This window comes from Paenibacillus sp. NPDC101420 (assembly GCF_050277435.1).
Lineage (GTDB): Bacteria > Bacillota > Bacilli > Paenibacillales > Paenibacillaceae > Paenibacillus_AQ.
This window is the reverse complement of sequence record NZ_JBNNSE010000006.1, coordinates 300,240-319,390: the sequence shown is the minus strand read 5'-3', so window position 1 is coordinate 319,390 and position 19,151 is coordinate 300,240. Positions and strand designations below refer to the sequence as shown.

The window sequence follows — 19,151 nt, the reverse complement described above, 5'->3', positions numbered from 1 at the left end:
AAAAAAAGGATGCTTATAAAAGCATCCTTTAGATTGCGGATTTATCAACAACATAATTACCAGCCATCATATCGTGAAGCGCCCGTTTACGGGGAGTAAATGCGACAAATAGATAATCCACAAGCATGATGAGGCCAAGTATTTTACTGAGGTCAGTAGCTAAAGGTGCCCATAAATTAAGAGTGGTGGAAATCACAGTGAGATCGTAGAGGCTTACGCCAACAATCATTGAAAAAATCGTACTAATGATTCGGAAAATATTTCGAATTAGAGCTTCCTTCAACGTTGGGATATTCCCTTGCTGATTGACAATTTTCATCTTTAAAACCAGCTTCCCAGGCGTTCCTCCAAATCTAACGATCATAAAAACATCAAACACGACGAAGAAAATATACTCAAGGATGATGGGAATCTCCGAATGCAAGGATACAGCTAATGAATTGAATATCCAGTATACAATAACCGCAGGTATCAGAATGATAAGGAGATCAAGAATAGTAGCGAGAACTCTTTTCCAAAAGCCTATGAAATCCTCCTGTTCCAAACGTTCAACCTTATAATTATCCATATTAGGGCCTCACTCTCTATGCTTACTTTATTCATTCATCCTGATTATCCGCTCTTCAATAATGGTTTCCAGTTCCTTATTATGCTTTAGAATCACCCGTCTATCAGAAAAATTATTCGTTAATTCAACTATTCTATGTATCGCTTCCTGATCATATCCCCGATTCCATTCAAAAATCATCACAGCCCCCGATGATTCTAATCCTCATAGGCTTAGCCGAGCCCGATCGGCAGGATGATAAGTCCTAGCGATACAACCATTGTGATTCTCGTAGTGAGGATCGTTAGCTTTTGATTTTTGTGCGATTTGTACCAACCTTTAAACTGAAAATGATTCCGATACAGCATAAAAAATATCAATAAATTCCCGAGCGCCATACTCCAGTTATACATAGGCTGACCAAATATAGATTGATATATAAATCTCTCTACCCCGCCTAAAATAAACAAGGTCAACACAAGCAATACACACATTCGAAGTAATTCCAATATAAAAGAACCTAGTTTTCTCATTTCTAGAGCCTCCCCTTCAAAATTTTCTGTACGCAAAACATCCATATTCACCCAATTATACACTTTGACTGTGATGACTTCTAACGGAATAAAAAAACAACCCAGCCCAAGATACCTTCTATCCTGAGCTAGGTTGTGTCGGTTCTTCCCTATGAGTGTATAGTTTTTTCCTTACCCTCTATTTCCTGAATCTGCGCCCTCAGATTAACGATTTCCGCCATTAACGCTTCATTCTCCTCCTCTGTATCCCTAGTTCCGCTCTGGATCAGTTGATCCAGACGCAGCTGCAGAAGAACGAGGTCGTCCTCAAGGGCCTGTTCTTTACGGGTAAGCACTCGACTCCTGTCTTTTGAGATGTATTCCTCGTAGGAGCCTTGAAAAAACTTCGGTGCCTGAGTCGGTGCTAGTATTACCAAACGATTAGCTACTTTAGTGTGAAGGTACCGGTCATGTGAGACCATCACAATTCCTCCCGGATATACCCTTAGCGCTTCTTCTACTCGTTCCCTAGTGTCAATGTCCAGATAATTGGTGGGTTCATCCAGTACTAATAGGTTAGCTTTTCCAAAGTACAGTTTAAGGAAAGCTACACGACATTTCTCCCCCAGACTTAAATCACCAATTCGTTTAAAGACATCATCCCGCGAAAATAAAAAGCAGCCCAGAATCGTTCGTGCCTCCGTTTGGGTCATACCTGGCAGTTCAAGCAAACTATCCAGAATGGTGGACGACACCGCTAGATTATCGAGCTCTTGCGCAAAATAACCAACCTTCGTACGCGGATGCAGCCGCACTTCACCTTTGCTAGGTTGATGAATACCAGCAATCAGCTTCAGCAAAGAAGACTTACCGACACCATTAGGACCCAGAATAGCGAGACGATCGCCTCGATTCAATGACAAACTGAAATTTTTCAGTACAGGCGCACTACCCTTATATGCAAAATCAATCTCACGGAGTGACAGCAAAGTGTCCGCCATAAACGCTTCACTTTCAAGCTTCATCTTCAGCTTACTTGTCTCGCGTGGTAATTCCACACGGTTCTTATTTAAGCGTTCGAGTGCAGCTTCCTTCGCATGAAGACGAGATACGTTTTTCTTTGATTTCGCACGCAGGAAATCATGCTGTCCGGCAGCACGGTGTGCCTGTTGGAACCATTCGGAATACCTTCTGATGCTCTCCAGCAGCTTCTCCTTTTCCTGTTCCTGCTTCTTATATTGTCCCTCTAGCGTTCGCGCCTCTACCTCCTTCTGCTCCCGATACTGCGTATATCCACCCGAATACCGGCGACACCCCTCTGGACTAAGCTCCAGCAACGCCGTCGCCGTTCGATCGATGAACGTACGATCATGCGAAACATAAAGCACAGTTCCGGGATAGGTATGGACCCATTGTTCCAACCACTCCATCGTTTCTCCATCTAAGTGATTCGTCGGCTCATCTAGAATCAACAGCTTCGGCTGCTGAGCTAACAATGCGGCCAATTGAACGCGCGTCTTTTGCCCACCGCTTAGCGATGGGTACGGCACATTCCAAACCGAACGCTCAAGTTTGAGCTGCTTCAAGCATTTTTCCGCTTTTGCCTCCCAGTCATAACCACCAAGCTGCAAGTATTGATCGTACACTTCGGCGTATTCAGTAAGTCCCGCTTCACTCTCGTCGTTCTGCTCCTGCAACCTCTGACTGAGAATTTCAAGCCTGCGCTTCAATTGGGGGAGCTCTGGCGATCCGGCGATTACGTAATCCAAGGCGGTCACTTCTTCGGATACTTCTAGCTGCTGATCCAGCACACCCCATTCCTCACGTGGCAAACCATGATAGATACTTCCCTCCTCAAAGAGGAGGCGACCGATCAGCCCCTTAAGCAATGTGGTTTTGCCGATTCCATTACGACCGAACAAGAGCACACGCTCTCCTTCTGATATCTCAAAGGACACCTTCTCGAACAACAGGGTCCCGTTCCATTCTTTACGTATATTTTTTGCTTTTATTAGGGTCATATTTCATTCCTCCGATTATATTGCAAATAAAAAACCGCAGCCAGCGGTCTGCGGTCAAATAGCGTATGATGGGGGGGGAAATATGCCATAACATGAATAGACTACGGCCGTGATCACCTGCTTTATGCAGAGTAAACCAAACAATAGATAGATCTATTCATATAAAAGCAACGTAAGACCCCCGACCGACACACGTATCCCTGACCGTTATCACCCTGAACGGGTGATCCGTGACTTGTGCATATGCACTTCACAAGCTCTATGGTCTTCTTCTAGGAAACGTGTTAGTTATTCATTAGTCGGTGGTCCTCCGTCATTGTCCGAATTGGTTTGAATGAATATAGTATATACCCATTTAAGCCAGAATTAAAAGTTCAAGAATAGTTATAAAATAATCTTTACCGACTGAGACTGTGAACTCCATTGCACCTGAATACCAAATAATTCGGGCAAGATGCTCAGCGGAATCATCAATCGACCATTTTCATTACGGGACGCTGGTATCGTAAACGTCTTTCCATTTACAACAGCCTGATCGGATAAAGGCTGATGTGCCACCGTACGATTTCCTATCGTAATTAGCAGTGCACCTGTTCCAGCTTTGCTCTGTAAAGTTCCACCTAACAAGGCTACAGATTCTCTCAGCGGAACAAATACACGGGAGTTATCCATTAAAAAAGGATCTTTTAGCTTTGTCGTGACTCCATCCAGCTCAAAAGCTCCAGCAAACATCTTACTTCCTACGGAATACCCATTTTTAGTCGCAATACTCTCCATAGCCAGTGTGCTTGTTGTAATAATGACCCTTGTATTTTTAGCTATTTTTGGGTACAGCCAGTGGATGTCATCATTATGCATTCGAATACATCCGGCGCTGACATACTTTCCTACGGAGGACTCATTATTATTGCCGTGAATCGCATATGTGGTACCATAAGTTCCGTTCACTTCTAGCCCTAGCCAGCGGTCGCCAAGTGGATTGGCCGGATCACCCCCGGGTATTTTCTCTTTGTAATAGGGTCTGTTCTTTACTTTAACTACCATTTTGAAGCTGCCTTCAGGCGTCAGTTCCTTTGATTTTCCTGTTGCGACTGGAAAAGTCTTCACAAGCTTACCATCACTGAAATACGCGAGTTTGTTTGTTTTTTTGTTCACGATAATCAGATCTGATCCAGCAGCAGCTTCCGCCTTTCCCACACCTGTAAAACATGCAGCGAACAGAAGCCCAAATACAAGCATCAGCTTCATGTTCCGCTGTAATAATGATTCAAACCGGCCACCCGAAACGAAAAATCCCAATTTTCTCCACCTCCATATATAAAGACGAAATCATTTCAATTTTGTTGCATACCAACCTGTACCTATTCTTTTCAACTCGTCCCCCACATTTGACGCAGAGATTGCAATACTGTAACCAAGTGAACGCACATTAAAAAAGCCGACCTTTGGATAACCAAAGATCAGCTCTATATTTTATATGCTCAGTATTTCATGATTAGACAACTAATGTTTCTTACCTGAACCAAATGCAATCACGTATCCATCCGGATCTTTAATCGCAAAATCCTTCCAGCTCCCCCAGTCTGCTTCCTGAAGATCAGGCTCTTGAACAAATTCTGCTCCTTTACCCTTTAGCTCTTCATATAGCTCGTCAAGCTCAGAATGAGTCTCCACATAAGCATAGGTATCCCACGGAATGATCTGACCTTGTCCTGCTGAATTGGGTAGTACATCTTCAATACGAGCTGCTTGAATTAGCTTAAATCCCAGTGCAAATTCATCGCGTACCGCCCACCAATCATTCACTTCACAGCTTAACACTGTAGCGTAAAATTCCTTGGACCGCTCCAGATTGGATACCAGCCTTACTTGAACCGAAAACTGTACCTTACTCACTGTGGATCATCCTCCGATTGTCATATTTGACTTGATCAACATTTGCAAATTTAATATTCCAATTTTATAATATCATCCAATATACGGAAATTAAATCGAAATCTGCTGACAAGTTTATCGAAGAATGGAATCAATAATGACGGTAAGCTAGTGATCTTTCCTTTTATTCAGAAGGTTTCGAACAGCCTGCAAGCGAAGAGGATCTATCGGCTTTAGCGCATCTCCATCTTCTCTAACGGCTGAACCGAAATGCACTCGTCGCACACCCGTTTGTTTTATAAAATCACTTAACCCGTCTGCCGTTAACCCACTGCCAGCAAGAATAGATATAGATTGCTCCGAGGTAAGCTGCTCCAGTGCAGCAAGACGTTCCGCACCTTTAGGGGCTGTATTCTCGGCTCCTGATGTTAGAATGTCAGTAATTTGAGGATAACGCATCAATATTTCTAACGCCTCAAATTGATCCCTCACTTCATCAAAAGCACGATGGAATGTCACCTCCAAACCTTTTGCAGTATGAAGCAGCCTTTGAAGTGACTCTTCGTCAATTGTTCCATCAGGGCGTAACATACCCATTACGACAGATAACCCGCCGATAGATACGATATGCTGAATATCCTGCTCCATGGTTTCTATGTCATCCTTATCATAAGAAAAGGATCTGGCATGGGGTCTAACCATTACCCTGACCGGGATAGAGACAGCATTGCGCACTTTTTCAATAAGTCCCAGACTGGGCGTCAATCCCCCTTCACTGATCCCAGTGATCAATTCAATTCGATCAGCTCCATAACGCTCGGCCATTACTGCATCACTTAATGTTGTAGCAATAACTTCTAGTAACATTGTTGTCTCTCCTTTATTCATCTTAGAACCTTGCTTTCTGCTATTTTCTTCATCCGCACATTATCCTAACCCACATCCACATAAACACGCAAAAAAAGGTCTTGATCCTCTACAAACACTAGAGAATCAAGACCTTTCGTTCTTAAACTATTCTTACGCCCACCACATACCTTGTGGTTGATCGCGAATAAGAATGGATTGCAAATTGGTTACTGCACGTTGGAAGCCTTCGTCTACCGTCATAAGAGGGTCTTCATGCTCGATGCTGACCACATAATCATAACCGTAAGTACGCAGCGCACTCATGATATCCGACCATTCAGATATGCTGTGTCCACAGCCAACGGAGCGGAAGGTCCACGCGCGGGTCTGTACATCGCCGTAAGGCTGCATATCCGTTAGACCATACATATTAATATTGTCCTGATCCAGGTACGTATCCTTGGCATGGAAGTGATGGATCGCACCAGCTTTACCAAGAATCTTGATCGCGCCTACAGGATCGATGCCTTGCCACCACAGATGGCTCGGGTCTAGATTCGCGCCAATCGCATCACAGGTTGCTTCTCTAAGCTTCAGAATCGTGTAAGGAGTATGGCAGAGGAATCCGCCATGAAGCTCGATACCGATCTTAACGCCATGCTCCTCAGCCAGCTTACCAATTTCCTTCCAGTAAGGGATCAGTTTATGCTCCCACTGCCAGGTTTTGATGTCGCTGTACACGGTAGGCCAAGGTGTAACTGGCCAGTTCGGTGCTTTTGCATCGTCGCTGTCTCCCGCGGTTCCCGAGAAAGTGTTCACTACCTTAACGCCCATTAGCGAAGCTAGCTTGATCGACTTACGCAGAATTTCGTCGCCTTCACGAGCTTCTTCTTTATCCGGCGAAATCGGGTTATTATGGCAACTGAATGCACTGATCATAATGCCACGTTTCGTGAACTTCTCCAGATATTCCTTACGTGCTGATTCGCTGGCAAGCAGCTCATCTGTTGGACAGTGGGCATTTCCGGGATTGCCTCCTGAACCGATCTCTACCGCATTCAAACCAGCAGCAGCGATTTTATCAAGCATCTCATCGAGAGTCAAACTTCCAAATACAGGATCAAATACGCCTAATTTCATTTATAATACCACCTTTTCTTTGATTGGCTCCAAAGCTTCAGAATGTCCGTAAACTGGATAATCACGCTTCGTTGGTGCACACCAGTTCACACCATTGATGATCACTCTTTGGATTTCTTTGTTGTAGTAGGTTGGATAAGATTCATGACCAGGTTGGAAATAAAAGATCTTCCCGTTCCCACGACGATAGGTCGATCCGCTTGGGAACACATTGCCGCCTTCAAACCAGCCGACAAAAATTAGACTCTCTGGTGCTGGCACATCAAAGTGTGCTCCGTACATTTCCTCTTGCTCCAAATCGATATATTCGCCAATGCCCTCAGCAATCGGGTGACTTGGGTCCATAACCCAAAGTCGCTCCTTCTCCCCTGCTTCACGCCACTTTAGATCACAGCTGGTGCCCATCAGCTTCATGAATATTTTGGACATATGACCCGAATGAAGCACTACTAGCCCCATGCCTTGAAGTACTCTTTGGTGAACACGATTTACAATCTCATCACTAACTTCTTGATGGGCAACATGTCCCCACCAAATCAGTACATCTGTGTTATCCAGCACTTCTTGTGTCAGTCCATGCTCCGGTTCATCCAGCGTAGCTGTCTGAGCGTCCAGTCCAGCTTCCTGAAGGAAGCTGGCCAATTGTCCGTGAATCCCTTGCGGATAGACCTTGAGAATTCTCTCTTCCTGCCGTTCATGGCGGAATTCATTCCATACCGTTACTCTGGTCACTTTGGACACACTCCTAGTTCATAGTTATCTATGTCGTTAAACTTGACTGTTTATTCAAGAAGAAACGCCGTTGTCATCCTTAGAAGATGACAACCGTTTCTCGTAGAAAAGTAAGGATTAAGTATAACGTGGAACTTATACTTTCTTACTTTTCAAAAAATACAGGCATGCCAGTTTCAGAGGATTTATAAATAGCCTCCAAGATGCGGGTAACAACGAGCGCCTGCTCTGGCTTCACTACAGGCTCGGTGTCATTGACGATGCTTTCGATCCACTGAGTAGCCTCGGTCAATGCAGGATCATCTCCCGCGCCATCATAAAAGTCAACGCCACCGGCTTCCAGGCTGATATGCTTCTCGAATGTCTTGCCGTATTCTTCTCCGTTAATGCGCAGACCATTTTCCATATCCGCTCCACCTTCAGTACCGCAAAGCACAGTTTTAGCTTCACCAACATCAAGGGTATTCAGCGCCCAGCTTGCTTCGAGAACGATGCTAGCTCCATTCTCCATAGTAATGAATCCAATGGCGGAATCCTCAACTGTAAATTTCTCAGGATCCCACGGGCCCCAAGCGTTCGCAGCGTTTTTACGACCGGACAGCTTATGATAAGCGTTACCGACAACATATTTTGGTTTGTAGTTATCCATCATCCAAAGAGTCAAATCAAGGGCATGAGTACCGATATCAATCAATGGACCTCCGCCTTGCGCTTCCTCGTCCAGAAACACGCCCCACGTTGGAACGGCACGACGACGGATCGCCTTAGCTTTAGCATAATAAATCTCTCCAAGACCATCATTCTCGCATACCGTATGCAGATAAGCTGAATCTGGTCTGAAACGGTTTTGGTAACCGATGGTCAGCTTCTTCCCAGTTCGTTTTGAAGCATCGATCATTGCTTGCGCTTCTGCTGTGGTCTTAGCCATCGGCTTTTCACACATTACATGCTTGCCTGCCTCCATTGCCGCAATGGAAATCTCTGCATGGGAAATGTTTGGTGTACATACATGAATTACATCTATACTTGCATCTTTAAGAAGCTCTTTATAATCTGTGTAAACCACGGAGCCCTCATCCCCAAACTCCGCTTTTGCCTTCTCAGCACGCTCTGGAACGATATCGCAAAAAGCAACCATTCGAGCACCTTCCACTTTTGATAGCGCTGGCATATGTTTGCCGTTTGCAATGCCTCCGCAGCCGATAATTCCTACTGTTAATGTCATTTTTATTCTAACCTCCACTTGTTCCTGTTTTGATATCTCTATCATACAAAGCCCGGGGGCGTCTTTCTTCCTGCATTCTTGCTGTATTATTCCCGAATATTGTCTTATGGTATTTTAGGGGGGATATCCCCGTGGCATCTTTGAAAAAATGATGGAATGTCTTCACGCTGCCAAACCCGGCGGCTTCCGCCACCGCAGACATCGGCAAATCTTCATTGATTAAGATCCATTTAGCTTTGTTAAGCCGATATTCGTTTAAGAAAGCTATAAAGGTCATACCAGTATTCTTCTTGAATAGCTTGGTAAAATAATACGGACTAAAGCCCATATAGCTAGCTACCTCATTTAGCGTAATGGCTTCCTGGTAATGCTGCTCTACATAGATAAAAATTCGCTCTAATCTTTCCAGTGTTTCTCTGGACTGGTTCAGCGTATCTTCCGAGAACTTAGGCTGTTTATTGAGTGCACTCTTCGGCACTTCCCGTAAAATAACGGTCAATAGTTCAAACAATCTAGCTTTGATTAAGTAAGCGTACCCATCTCTTCGCTGCACGTCTTCCTCATAAATACTCTCAATCAGCCCTTTGATCTTCACGGCGGTTGCTTCGGGCCATTTTGAACTAGAATGCTCCATAAGCGTAAAAACCTCACGAAGCGAATAATCACTTCCGCTCAAAGCTGCGACTTCCTGAAACAGGTTAAGATCGAATTGAATTACTACCCGTTCGCTTTCAGGTGAGGCGAGAAAATAATGGACATCCCCACCGTTGATAAATTGAACCTCACCCTGCTCCATGTGAATAGGGGTATCGTTTATTCCCAGATTTAGACTTCCTTTAGTTACATATATAATTTCAATTTCTTTATGCCAATGCGGATAGCACAGCGTATCTCCTCCACATAGTAAACTTCTAAAAGGAAAATGCTTATCCACATCTGGAATTTCGAGATAAATATTCATAAGCGCAGCTCCTTATCCGGTTAAACACTAAACCAACGATAAACATGTCAATCCGATTTGACGTAAGCGTTTACTGTCTAAATGTTAGTCCTCTAATATTCTTTTGTCAATTCTGGGTCTCTGTATTCTTAATATCCTGCTCCAACTACATTTCTCCCTCTTATACACCACTTTAACAGAGATTTTCTGGTAATTTAATCGGTTTCATTCTATTAAAAAATAATTACCTTTCATGGTTCCTATCATTCACATATTTTTTAAGTGGAGTTGACAAGCATACCTGCCAGGATTTATATTCAGGGTAAGCGTTTACGTAATACTTTTTAAGTAATTTGATTTTCGAAGCGTAAACGTTTAATCTAAGGCTAACCGTAATCTAAGGAGTCGTATGAATGAACCCAACAATTAAAGATGTTGCACAAAAAGCGAACGTTTCCATTGCAACAGTCTCTCGCGTGCTAAACAATTTAAGTGGGTACTCCGACAAGACGAAACAAAAGGTAAATGAAGCTATCAAAGATCTCGGCTATCAACCTAACGCGATTGCTCGTGGCCTAATCAATAAGCGTACGCAGACGATTGGTGTAATGTTTCCAAGTGTTTCTGGAGCGTTCTCCTCCGATCTGCTTAAAGGCATTGAGGAATTGGCCAATGACCGCAATTACAGTGTAATGGTCTGTAATACCGACCAGGATGGTAAACGAACGTTAAAGTACTTACAACTCTTAAGGGAGAAGCAGGTCGATGGCATTATTTACTCTAGTGAGGTCTTGAAGAAAGAGTATTACGATGTGCTAGAAACCATGAAGATCCCAGTTGTGTTGGTTTCTTCTCAAACGGAATTTGCCAGTGTACCTTACGTGAAAGTAGACGATTACCAGGCTGCTTATGATGCTACCCTCTACTTAATTTCCAAAGGTCATAGCAAAATAGCCATGATCAGCGGAAATCCAAGCGATGCTATCGCTGGTGCACCCAGAGCCGAAGGATATCGTAAAGCGCTTGAAGCGAGTGGGATTCCTTTCGACAGCCGCTATCTCACCTTTGGAGACTTTCTGTATGAAAGCGGGAGCATTGCAATGGAAGCTCTCTTGGAGCAAGCCCCTGATGTCACTGCCGTCTTTGCCGCTAGTGATGAAATGGCGATTGGTGCTCTTTCCACGGTCATCAAATATGGTTTAAGTGTTCCCGACGATATATCCATTATGGGTTATGACGATCTTGGAATGGCGAAAATGATTATTCCTCCGTTAACTACAGTGCGTCAACCACTGTACGATATTGGTAAGATCGCCGTAGAGAAGCTTATTCAGATGATTGAAACAGGCGAGACTGTGGATAGTAAAATTGTCGATCACTTAATCGTGGAAAGACAAACGGTAAGATCACTTACCTGAGTCTTTTTACCCCTTTTACGTAAACGTTTACTCTCTCTATTGGTGATGCATATCTGCCGCCTATAAGTAGCAGAATATCAATTAGTTTTCATTTACGTACATGTTTAATCTCTTACATGTTCATAATACCAACAAATTATTAGGAGGATTTAATCATGAAAAAAACAATCAAACCCGTAGTGGTTAGCGTACTGGCTATGTCCGTACTTAGTGCCTGTGGTAGCAATGCGGCTGACAAGAGCGCAAATAGTGGTGGAAATGCCTCCTCCGGTGAAAAGGTAAAAGTCGAGTTTTTCCAAAATAAAACCGAAGCCAAAGCCACCTTCGACAAGCTGGTTGCGAAATTCAATGAAGCCAATCCAAATATTGTTGTCACACAGGTTAACCCGCCAGATGCTGAAACGGTATTGAAAACTCGTGCAGCGAAGAAAGATATTCCTGACGTGGTAGGGATCGGAGCAACTGACACCTACAAGACGTTATCTGGCAGCGGTCTTTTTGAAGATTTCACAGGCGATCCACTCGCTGAGAATATCCAGCCAGCATATCTTCAAATGCTGAAAGACCTGACGGGTTCGGACGAACTGAATGGTCTTCCATTCTCTTCAAACGCAAGTGGTGTCATTTACAATAAAGCGATGTTCGCTGAAGCCGGTGTTACTGTTCCAACTACTTGGGATGAGTTCATGGCTGTCGCTCAAAAGTTCAAGGACAGCGGTAAAAATGCTTTTTACCTGACACTTAAGGATTCATGGACAACACTTACGCCGTTCAACTCCCTCTCCACGATCATTAAAGGGAATGATTTCTTCAAGGAGCGTGCGGCAGGCACTGTAACCTTCGCAGACAGCTTTAACGAGGTTGCTGAAAAGCTGCTTAAGCTGACGGAATACGGACAAAAAGATATTTTTGGTAAAGGTTACAATGACGGAAACACAGCATTCGCTAAAGGTGAATCCGCAATGTACCTGCAAGGCGTATGGGCGATCCCAGAAATCGTGAAAGCCAATCCATCCATTGAACTTGGCGTATTCCCATTCCCAGCAACAAATGATGCTGCCGATAACAAAGTCATTTCTGGCGTAGATACGTTGCTGACGATTTCCAAGAACACTAAACATAAAGAAGAAGCAAAGAAATTCGTAGACTTCCTGCTTCAACCTGAGAATGTTAGCCTATACATCAATGAGCAAAAAGCATTCCCAGCTGTAAAAGGTGTAACACAAGATGATCCAACGATGGATGGCTTCAAAGAAGCGTTTAGCGCTGGCAACTTGGCTGACTTTGCTGACCACTACATTCCAAGTGCGATGAAAGTGGATACCATCAACCAATCCTTCTTGCAAAAGAAAGACATTAAAGCTTACCTAGAACAGCTTGATAAGGAATGGGATAAAGTAGCTAACCGGAAATAAACTGATCAGACAAACATGAACCGCGAAAGAGAACGGGGCTTCCCCTCTTCTCTTTCGCTTTTACAATGAGGAGGATTACATGATGGCCAAACGCCGAGTCGCCTTTTATCTGATGACTATACCGGCATTACTTCTTTTCTTTGCCTTCCATACCTTTCCTGCAATCCAGGGTATATATTATTCGTTCACGAACTGGGACGGCTTTAGTGACAGCTTTGATTACGTAGGATTTAAGAACTTCATTAACATTTTTCAAGATGAAAATGTGTTGAATTCATATGTGTTCACTTTTAAATATGCCATTCTAACCACTATTCTTATCAATATCATCAGCTTGTTGATTGCGCTTGGACTTAACGCCAAAATTAAAGCTAAAAACTTTTTCCGTGGCGTATATTTCTTGCCGAATATCCTCAGCGTATTGATTGTTGGTTTTATTTTTAACTACTTGTTCGCTAATGTATTCCCTATTTGGGGTGCGAAAATCGGCAGCGAATTCCTATCACAGAACATTCTCGGTAACTCCGACTGGGCTTGGATCGGTATCGTCATTGTAGCCGTTTGGCAGGGGATTGCTTATAACACGATTCTCTATCTGGCGGGTCTTCAAACCATTCCTCATGATCTTTACGAAGCTTCCAATCTGGACGGCGCTAGTCGCTGGAGAGAATTCTGGAGCATTACGTTTCCAATGCTTGCTTCCTTCTTCACCATCAATATGGTGCTCGCGATGAAGGGCGGTCTAATGGTATTCGACCAAATCGTTGCCTTGACAGGCGGGGGTCCAGGTCGTTCAACGCAATCCATTGCCCACTTAATCTACACAGGCGGCTTCCAAGGCGGAGAATTTGCCTATCAATCGGCGAACGCCGTGATTTATTTTATCGTGATTGTCGTTATCTCCGCCCTTCAGCTTAAATTTCTGCAGAAACGGGAGATGGACTTATGATCAAAAAATCAACCAACTGGCCTGTAACGATTCTTATCGCCCTAGGCTCAATACTGATCCTGTTTCCGCTGTACATGACCATTGCCATCGCACTCAAGAATCCCGAGGAAATGGCTCAATCAATCTTCTCGCTGCCAACTGGCCTGCATTTTGAGAACTTCTCCAATGCGATTAAAGCAACGAATTTCTTCAATGCATTAGGAAATAGTACCGTGATTACCATTACAACAGTCGTGTTCATATTGCTTACCAACTCCATGGTAGCCTATGCTATTGCACGTAATATGAAGCGAAGATTTTTCAAAGTGCTGTACTTCTATTTTATCAGCGCAATGTTTATCCCTTTCCAGATTATCATGCTGCCTGTGGTCAAAGTGACTACGGATCTGCACATGAACAACATTGTAGGGATTATTATTCTATACGTCGTATATGGTCTGGCTTTTAACGTGTTTGTTTACACCGGTTATATCCGTTCCATTCCGTATGAACTGGAAGAAGCGGCTACTGTAGACGGTGCATCGACCTTCGGAACGTTCTGGAAGATTATTTTTCCACTTCTTGCTCCTGTTAGTGCAACGATCGGTATCCTGTCTTGTCTATCCACTTGGAATGACTTTATGCTACCGCTGGTTCTGCTCGGCGATCAGGATTCCTACACACTTCCGCTGGTACAATATGTATTCCAGGGGCAGTTCAGTACAGATTTTAACTTAGCTTTCGCTTCATATTTGCTCGCATTAACCCCGATGCTCATCGTCTATTTGTTCGCTCAAAAATGGATTATCAGCGGACTTACATCAGGATCCATTAAATAAAATAGTAAGATCTATATAGAGATAGGAGATTACAACCTTGGATAAAAAATGGTGGAAAGAAAGCGTAGTGTATCAAATTTACCCCCGCAGCTTTAAAGACAGTAACGGGGATGGTATTGGTGATCTGCAAGGGATTATTTCGAAACTTGATTATTTAAACCATCTTGGTGTCGACGTGGTGTGGCTGTGCCCAGTGTACCAGTCGCCTAATGACGATAACGGTTATGATATCAGTAATTATCAAAGTATCATGGATGATTTCGGAACGCTCTCCGATTGGGAGGAACTGCTTGCTGGTCTTCACAGCCGTGGCATGAAGCTGATTATGGACCTTGTGGTCAACCATTCCTCAGATGAGCATGCTTGGTTCGTAGAGTCCCGCAAATCGCAGGATAATCCTTATCGTGATTATTATATCTGGCGTCCGGGTAAAGACGGACAGCCGCCGAACGACTGGGGCTCCTTCTTCAGTGGATCAGCTTGGGAATACGATGAGAAATCGGAGGAATATTACCTCCATCTATTCTCCCGTAAACAACCCGATCTAAATTGGGACAATCCAAAGCTCCGCAAGGAAATCTACGATATGATGACCTGGTGGCTAGATAAAGGAATTGACGGATTCCGCATGGACGTGATCAACCTGATCTCCAAAGTACCGGAATTGCCTAGCGTTTCTGGGGAAAGTAACGGAGAACAGCCTACGTACCACTTCGGTGGAGACTATTTCGTTAACGGTCCACGCGTACATGAGTATATGCAGGAAATGAACCGTGAGGTGCTATCCAAGTACGATATCATGACAGTGGGCGAAGCTGTTAATGTTACTCCAGAAGAAGCTTCACTGTATGTTTCCGAGGATCGTAACGAGCTGAACATGGTATTCCATTTCGAGCTCATGGACGTCGATTCCGGTCCTGGAGGTAAATGGAATGTACAGCCTTGGAAGCTGGCGGACATTAAGTCCATTATTTCCAAGTGGCAAGTCGCACTCGACGGTAAGGGTTGGAACAGCTTGTATATGAACAACCATGATCAGCCGCGTATGCTATCCCGCTTTGGTGATGATAAGCTGTTCCCGAAAGAGTCTGGCAAAATGCTAGCAACACTGCTTCATACGCTCCAAGGTACACCTTACATCTATCAAGGTGAAGAAATCGGCATGACAAATGTACAATTTGCTTCCATCGATGACTACAAGGATATTGAAATTGTAAATATGTATAAGGAATACTTGGCTGCCGGACACTCGGAAGAAAAAATCATGAATTCCATTTACATCAAAGGTCGGGACAATGGCCGTACGCCGATGCAATGGAACTCGGAACCGCAGGCAGGCTTCACAACCGGCAATCCGTGGTTGGCTGTGAACCCTAACTACAAAGATATCAACGTAGAGAAGGCACTGGCTGATCCCGATTCTATTTTCCACTACTATAAGAAGCTAATTGAACTGCGTAAGCAGCATGAGATTATCGTATACGGAAACTATTCAATCTTGGCCGAGGAGAATGAGCAGGTATACGCTTATCTACGTACTCTTGGAGAAGAACAGCTACTGGTTGTATTGAATTTCTTCGGAGAGCCTACGACTTTCGAACTTCCTTCTACTGTGAAATTCCAAGCGAAGGAATTGCTTATTGCCAACTACGAAGTAAATCCAGAAGAAGAACTAAACACAATTCAGCTTCGTCCTTATGAAGCTCGTGTATATAAGCTTAAATAATAAAATCCATCCGATCTGTCAGCAAAGGTCAATGGTAGAACTATAAAAAGGAGCCCTTCGGCTCCTTTTTGTTTTATATGCTTGTAAAAACTTTAAAATTCACTTTATGTAGCTTAATCCTCAGAGTTAATAATTCCATAATGAATAAGGTCATCATATTTATTTTCTTTATAGATATGTTGCATGAATATGCCTTCCTCCACCATTCCACATTTTTGCATTACCTTCCCAGAGCCGGGATTTGAAGCAAAATGTCTTGCAAATACTTTATGATAATGCTTTTCTGAAAAAGCAAACGCAATGATCGCTTTTGTTGCTTCAGTCGCGTATCCTTTACCCCAATATTCCTCACCGATCCAATATCCAACTTCACCATTTCTGTGTGATTGCTTATTTGTCAGTCCTATAGCTCCATAAAGCTCGTTTGTACTTTTATCAGTAATCGCAAACTCATAATACATATTATTGATAAAATTCTCTTCATGAGCTTCAATCCATGATATTGCACATTCGATTGTGTATGGATAAGGTAGGGTCAACGTACTTTTGTAGATATTATAATTATTGCAGAGGTCAGAGACACGTTTTGCATCAGATAATTCAAAGGGTCTCAGTATCAATCTTTCGGTCGTAATTGTTCTTTTCTCTTGATTAAACATTGTTTTACCTCCGCTCAAGAATCTCCTGCACCATCGGCATCGCCAAACTCATAATTCTCAGCTGAAAGCTATATACTATCATCTTAAATTGTTCCTCCTACCGACACTGGATTTACCTGTACCTGATCTGCATGCAATTTTTCAATAATCGCCAATAGGAAGGTTTCGGCTAGACTATTCTTTTTAATAGCAATGGCGGCCTCTTCCAAAGTAAACCATTCTGCATGATCTACCTCAGCACTCACCTGACTTAAGTCCTCCGTATCTGCAACACCTATAAAATTCAGCATCAGCGTATTAGAAGGTGCGAAATACAAGCTGCGCATATATTCATAAGCTACAATATCAATTCCTACCTCTTCTTTTACCTCACGAATAAGTGTGGTTTCCGCATCTTCACCTTTATTCACGTACCCTGCAAGCAATATATAATCTGGTCGGTTATACTGCTGAATCAATAGAATCTTATTCATATCCCGATTTAATACTGCTGTACTGATCGCCGTGCTAAAAATAGGGAATCTGAACGTTTCGCATGCATTACAATAAGGTACCTGCCCTTCCCCATCGCTTTCTTTCATTACTAACGCTGTTCCACACTCTAGACAATATTTCAAGCTGATCTCTTCCTTCTATAATAAAGTAGTCAATACCTATTCCAGTTGCGGTGGAACACGATGCTGCGTAGCTTGTTCAAACCCATAGGCTATGGATAGGAGCGTAGGCTCACTATAGGCTTTTCCGGAAAAAACTACACCAAAGGGACCCCGAGTAGGATCACCATCAGCATCAATAATGCCCTGTTCTACATACCCTGCCGGAACGGTAATTAACGGATACCCTAAGCGTGCCGCAATATACATACCATCTACATCACCTGGCAGTAATAGCGCATCCAAACTATATTGTTCCAACACGTAATCTATTCCTTGCTCGAGCGCTAGCTTTCTGTATTCTTGTTTCTTTTGCTGATATTCTTCTTCTGTTAAAGTTACTTCCTCTGACCTAGTTAATGTGTCTTGCCCATATTGTAATGCGATTTCAGCATGGAGCTCATTATACGCTATCAGTTCTTGCAAAGAGTGAATCGGAACGGAATCATCTACCCCAGATAAATACGCGTTGAGCCCCTTTTTAAATTCATAACAGATTACATCATTATTCCAGTTTTGTTGTTCAACGTAAAGCGTAACCGGATCTATAATCGTAGCCCCTTCATTCTTCAAAGTCTGGATAGCTGCTTCCATAATTGAAAGTCGCTCTGCATCTAAATGGTTATAATAATGCCGTGGGACACCTATTCTTGCTTGCCGTATAAAGCTTTTATCTAGAAATGGAGTATAGTCAGTAAAAGCATGCTTCTCGCTCGATAATGTTGCTTCATCCTTGTCATCCACTCCCGTTAATGCCCCCAAAATAATCGCCGCATCCATAACCGTTTTAGCAATAGGTCCAGGAGTGTCTTGGCTAACTGAAATAGGAATCACTCCAGTACGACTGACTAATCCGACCGTTGGTTTGATCCCGACGAGAGCATGCTGACAGGCTGGCCCAACAATTGATCCCGCGGTTTCCGTTCCGATCGATGCTGCTGCCAAATTCGCCGCAATAGCTGCTGCAGGTCCAGAACTAGATCCGCTGACAAATACGCTCCCAGGTCCATAAGGATTCAGCACTAGCCCTCCCCGGGAACTATACCCAGCTGGCATTGAACTAGACATGAAGTTAGACCACTCCGACATATTCGCCTTTCCAAGCAAAACAGCTCCTGCCGACCGAAGTTTCGCAGCTACGAAGGAATCTTTTGCCGCGAATGATCCTGCTAAAGCTATTGACCCAGCACTCGTATGCATTTTATCCGCGGTATCTATATTATCCTTCAACAATATAGGAATACCGTGTAGACTTCCCCGACTTCCTTGTTCCCTACGTTCAATATCCAGTGCTCTAGCGATGTCTTTAGCCTCTGGATTGATTTCTAAGATTGCGTTTATGTCTATATCGTACTTATGAATCCGTTCCAAATAGGCTGCTACCAAATCTTCTGAGCTGACTACGCCTGCTTCCATAGCCGCTTGCAGCTTTGCAATATCCGCTTCTTTTATCCATTCCTGAATTTTGATCTTCATCAGAACAGCTCCTTCAAGTATAATCGCCTTCGGCGTCCTTATAAGGACGGTAAGCGTTTAGCGAGAAATATAAGGATAAAATATAGTGTGAAACGTATACTTTCTTATATTTCAAAATAATGTAATTCTCCCTAGCATAAACCTACCATAAATGATTAGCTCAAGGACATGACGAATTTGACTATAATTATTTAAA

At 43.4% G+C, this 19,151-nt stretch carries 18 protein-coding genes; 5 read left to right on the top strand and 13 right to left on the bottom strand.

All coding sequences use genetic code 11. From position 1 onward, the window contains the following. Positions 1–28 precede the first annotated feature (28 nt). The 10 genes from ACQKMP_RS24295 to ACQKMP_RS24250 all read right to left on the bottom strand — a co-directional run bounded on the left by ACQKMP_RS24295 (position 29) and on the right by ACQKMP_RS24250 (position 9,862). On the bottom strand, positions 29–568 hold the full coding sequence (locus ACQKMP_RS24295) for an RDD family protein (protein WP_427471446.1): 540 nt from the start codon (positions 566–568) through the stop codon (positions 29–31). 212 nt (positions 569–780) lie between these two features. Continuing rightward, a complete protein-coding gene (locus ACQKMP_RS24290) occupies positions 781–1,080 on the bottom strand; it encodes a hypothetical protein (protein WP_042185444.1) in 300 nt (99 codons plus the stop codon). A gap of 149 nt (positions 1,081–1,229) precedes the next feature. Beyond that, positions 1,230–3,080 carry a ribosomal protection-like ABC-F family protein gene (gene abc-f, locus ACQKMP_RS24285; RefSeq protein WP_427471444.1) on the bottom strand — a complete coding sequence of 617 codons (1,851 nt, stop codon included), beginning with the start codon at positions 3,078–3,080 and terminating at the stop codon, positions 1,230–1,232. Between the two features lie 384 nt (positions 3,081–3,464). Then, positions 3,465–4,379 carry a L,D-transpeptidase family protein gene (locus tag ACQKMP_RS24280; RefSeq protein WP_427471442.1) on the bottom strand — a complete coding sequence of 305 codons (915 nt, stop codon included), beginning with the start codon at positions 4,377–4,379 and terminating at the stop codon, positions 3,465–3,467. Between the two features lie 204 nt (positions 4,380–4,583). Beyond that, entirely contained in the window at positions 4,584–4,976 is a 393-nt protein-coding gene (locus ACQKMP_RS24275) for a VOC family protein (protein ID WP_042185440.1), read from the bottom strand. Between the two features lie 147 nt (positions 4,977–5,123). Continuing rightward, positions 5,124–5,822 (bottom strand): copper homeostasis protein CutC, encoded by a 699-nt coding sequence (locus ACQKMP_RS24270; RefSeq protein WP_042185438.1) that lies wholly within the window; start codon positions 5,820–5,822, stop codon positions 5,124–5,126. Positions 5,823–5,975: 153 nt separating this feature from the next. After that, the gene (locus ACQKMP_RS24265) at positions 5,976–6,944 is read right to left on the bottom strand and encodes a sugar phosphate isomerase/epimerase family protein (RefSeq protein ID WP_042185436.1); all 969 of its coding nucleotides are present in this window, start codon (positions 6,942–6,944) and stop codon (positions 5,976–5,978) included. Then, positions 6,945–7,676: a ThuA domain-containing protein gene (locus tag ACQKMP_RS24260; RefSeq protein WP_042124690.1), complete on the bottom strand. Its 732-nt coding sequence runs from the start codon at positions 7,674–7,676 to the stop codon at positions 6,945–6,947. It abuts the gene before it with no gap. 145 nt (positions 7,677–7,821) lie between these two features. Further along, complete coding sequence (locus ACQKMP_RS24255; RefSeq protein ID WP_042185435.1) at positions 7,822–8,901, bottom strand: Gfo/Idh/MocA family protein; 1,080 nt, start codon at positions 8,899–8,901, stop codon at positions 7,822–7,824. A gap of 7 nt (positions 8,902–8,908) precedes the next feature. After that, entirely contained in the window at positions 8,909–9,862 is a 954-nt protein-coding gene (locus ACQKMP_RS24250) for an AraC family transcriptional regulator (protein ID WP_042185433.1), read from the bottom strand. 392 nt (positions 9,863–10,254) lie between these two features. Here ACQKMP_RS24250 and ACQKMP_RS24245 point away from each other — a divergent pair, with 392 nt between their 5' ends. The 5 genes from ACQKMP_RS24245 to ACQKMP_RS24225 all read left to right on the top strand — a co-directional run bounded on the left by ACQKMP_RS24245 (position 10,255) and on the right by ACQKMP_RS24225 (position 16,167). Further along, the gene (locus ACQKMP_RS24245; RefSeq protein WP_042185431.1) at positions 10,255–11,259 is read left to right on the top strand and encodes a LacI family DNA-binding transcriptional regulator; all 1,005 of its coding nucleotides are present in this window, start codon (positions 10,255–10,257) and stop codon (positions 11,257–11,259) included. 155 nt (positions 11,260–11,414) lie between these two features. Then, a complete protein-coding gene (locus ACQKMP_RS24240) occupies positions 11,415–12,674 on the top strand; it encodes an ABC transporter substrate-binding protein (RefSeq protein ID WP_427471439.1) in 1,260 nt (419 codons plus the stop codon). An 82-nt stretch (positions 12,675–12,756) separates the two neighbouring features. Further along, entirely contained in the window at positions 12,757–13,623 is an 867-nt protein-coding gene (locus ACQKMP_RS24235) for a carbohydrate ABC transporter permease (RefSeq protein WP_042185429.1), read from the top strand. After that, positions 13,620–14,441, top strand: coding sequence for a carbohydrate ABC transporter permease (locus tag ACQKMP_RS24230; RefSeq protein WP_179085741.1), 822 nt, complete (start codon positions 13,620–13,622; stop codon positions 14,439–14,441). The genes ACQKMP_RS24235 and ACQKMP_RS24230 overlap by 4 nt, the downstream gene beginning before the upstream one ends. A gap of 37 nt (positions 14,442–14,478) precedes the next feature. After that, positions 14,479–16,167, top strand: a complete 1,689-nt coding sequence (locus ACQKMP_RS24225; RefSeq protein WP_427471437.1) for a glycoside hydrolase family 13 protein — start codon at positions 14,479–14,481, stop codon at positions 16,165–16,167. Between the two features lie 113 nt (positions 16,168–16,280). On the opposite strand, the gene ACQKMP_RS24220 is transcribed toward ACQKMP_RS24225, so the two are convergent. The 3 genes from ACQKMP_RS24220 to ACQKMP_RS24210 form a co-directional block, all read right to left on the bottom strand. Then, positions 16,281–16,826 carry a GNAT family N-acetyltransferase gene (locus ACQKMP_RS24220; protein WP_427471435.1) on the bottom strand — a complete coding sequence of 182 codons (546 nt, stop codon included), beginning with the start codon at positions 16,824–16,826 and terminating at the stop codon, positions 16,281–16,283. 83 nt (positions 16,827–16,909) lie between these two features. Further along, positions 16,910–17,443: an NAD(+) diphosphatase gene (locus tag ACQKMP_RS24215; protein ID WP_427471433.1), complete on the bottom strand. Its 534-nt coding sequence runs from the start codon at positions 17,441–17,443 to the stop codon at positions 16,910–16,912. A 36-nt stretch (positions 17,444–17,479) separates the two neighbouring features. Next, complete coding sequence (locus tag ACQKMP_RS24210; protein WP_427471431.1) at positions 17,480–18,955, bottom strand: amidase family protein; 1,476 nt, start codon at positions 18,953–18,955, stop codon at positions 17,480–17,482. Between the last annotated feature and the right edge of the window lie 196 nt (positions 18,956–19,151).